Consider the following 1,827-nt stretch of genomic DNA (forward strand, 5'->3'; position numbering starts at 1 on the left):
ATATAAAGCAACATCTGAAAAATCAAAATTTTATGAGGAAGAATTGAAAAAACTTGAAGTTGAAATGAGAAAAATAATCTCTACAGAATCAATTGAAATTCTAAAAAATGAAGGTACGAGTGGAATTATGGAGGTGAAATATCCTAGTTTACTTGTAAAAAAGTTACAATTGGAGGAACTTTATAAAAAATATTCAAATGAATTAATCGGACTAGAAGGTTTAAAAGAGGATATTTCTGTTAAAAATCAAGTAAAGTTACTTTCGTCTGTATATAAAGTGAAAAATAAGAGTAAGGCTTTGTTGATACTGGCAGTCGGAGCTGTTTTTGGATTATTTATGGGTATATTCGCAGCTTTTGTAAAAGAGTTTTTTAAAGGGATAGATTTTAAAAAAATAACTCAATAAGTTTTTACAACGGGGGAAAGGTATATGATACAGTCAAATATGAGAAAAAGTGTGAAAATATCTTTAGATGCAATGATTATCCTCACCGGATTTGTAATTACATTTTTTATGAAATACGACTTGAATTGGGCTGGAAACTTTCGTAGAACCCATCAATTGTCATATTTTCTTATATATATTATTGGTTATTTTATCCTGAGAATGCAGGAGAAAAGCTGGCAATATACCAGTGTTATGGACATAATGTATGTGATTTATCTGAATGCATGTACATCTGTAATATTTTTTTTAGGAAGCATTTTTGTAAAAAGTAACTTCCCAGAACATCTTCTGTTATTGATGTTTGTACTGTGTTCTGCAGGCCAGCTTGCAGTGAGATATATTTTTAGACTAAAAAGACACATAGAGTATTCTGGAAAAAAAGAAAATGGAATATCAAAAAGAACTCTTGTGGTAGGGGCAGGAGAAGCCGGTGAACACATTGCCAGAGAGAGTTTTAAAAACAGGACATTTAAACATAATATAATAGGTTTTATAGATGACAATCCTCAAAAGTCAAATATTGTAGTTCACGGTTATAGAGTGTTGGGTAAAAGATCGGATTTAAAGAACCTTATAGTGAAATATGAGATAGAAGAAATAATTATCGCAATACCTTCTGCAAAGAGTAAAGTTATAAAAGAGATAAGTGCAGTAGGAACTGAAATGGGAGTGGGGATAAAAATACTTCCTTCATTTAATGAGATGCTAGAAGGGAAGACTGTTTCCAATCAAGTGAGAAATGTGAGTATAGAGGATCTCCTGGGCAGAAACGAGGTCAAAACGGACAGCAGGAATCTGAGGAATCTTGTAGAAAACAGGGTGATATTTGTCTCAGGGGGATCAGGGAGTATAGGAAGTGAACTTTGCAGGCAGATAGCGAAATATAATCCCAAGAGACTGGTTATTCTGGATATCAATGAAAATACGACTTATTTTTTGGAATTGGAACTGAAGAGGAAATATCCAAATGTCAATGTGATAAGTGAGATATGCAGTGTGAGAGACAAAGAAAAACTCCATTGGGTTTTTGACAGACATCATCCCAGCCTGGTATTTCATGCAGCGGCTCACAAACATGTGCCTCTCATGGAACATAATCCTGAGGAAGCTGTAAAAAATAATATATTCGGAACAAAAAATATAGCAGAATGTGCCCATGAATACGGGGTAGAGAGATTTGTGCTGGTATCTACAGATAAGGCTGTAAATCCTACCAACATAATGGGGGCAACTAAAAGAGCCTGTGAACTGGTAATACAAGATCTCAGTGAGAAGAGTAGTACTAAATACATGGCAGTAAGATTTGGAAATGTCCTGGGAAGCAACGGGAGTGTAATACCTCTGTTTAAAAAGCTTATAGAGGAAAAGAAGAACCTGAC

The 1,827-nt window shown here is 34.2% G+C and carries 1 protein-coding gene and 1 pseudogene; both read left to right on the top strand.

Annotation, left to right across the window (positions count from 1 at the left end; all coding sequences use genetic code 11):
• Positions 1–406, top strand: a pseudogene (locus ABZA26_RS14175) (hypothetical protein); the annotation flags it as partial.
• A 24-nt stretch (positions 407–430) separates the two neighbouring features.
• Positions 431–1,827 (top strand): polysaccharide biosynthesis protein (locus ABZA26_RS14180; RefSeq protein WP_372715140.1); only part of this gene is annotated, 1,397 nt, incomplete at its 3' end.

The sequence above is a fragment of the Ilyobacter sp. genome, from assembly GCF_041583315.1.
GTDB lineage: Bacteria > Fusobacteriota > Fusobacteriia > Fusobacteriales > Fusobacteriaceae > Ilyobacter.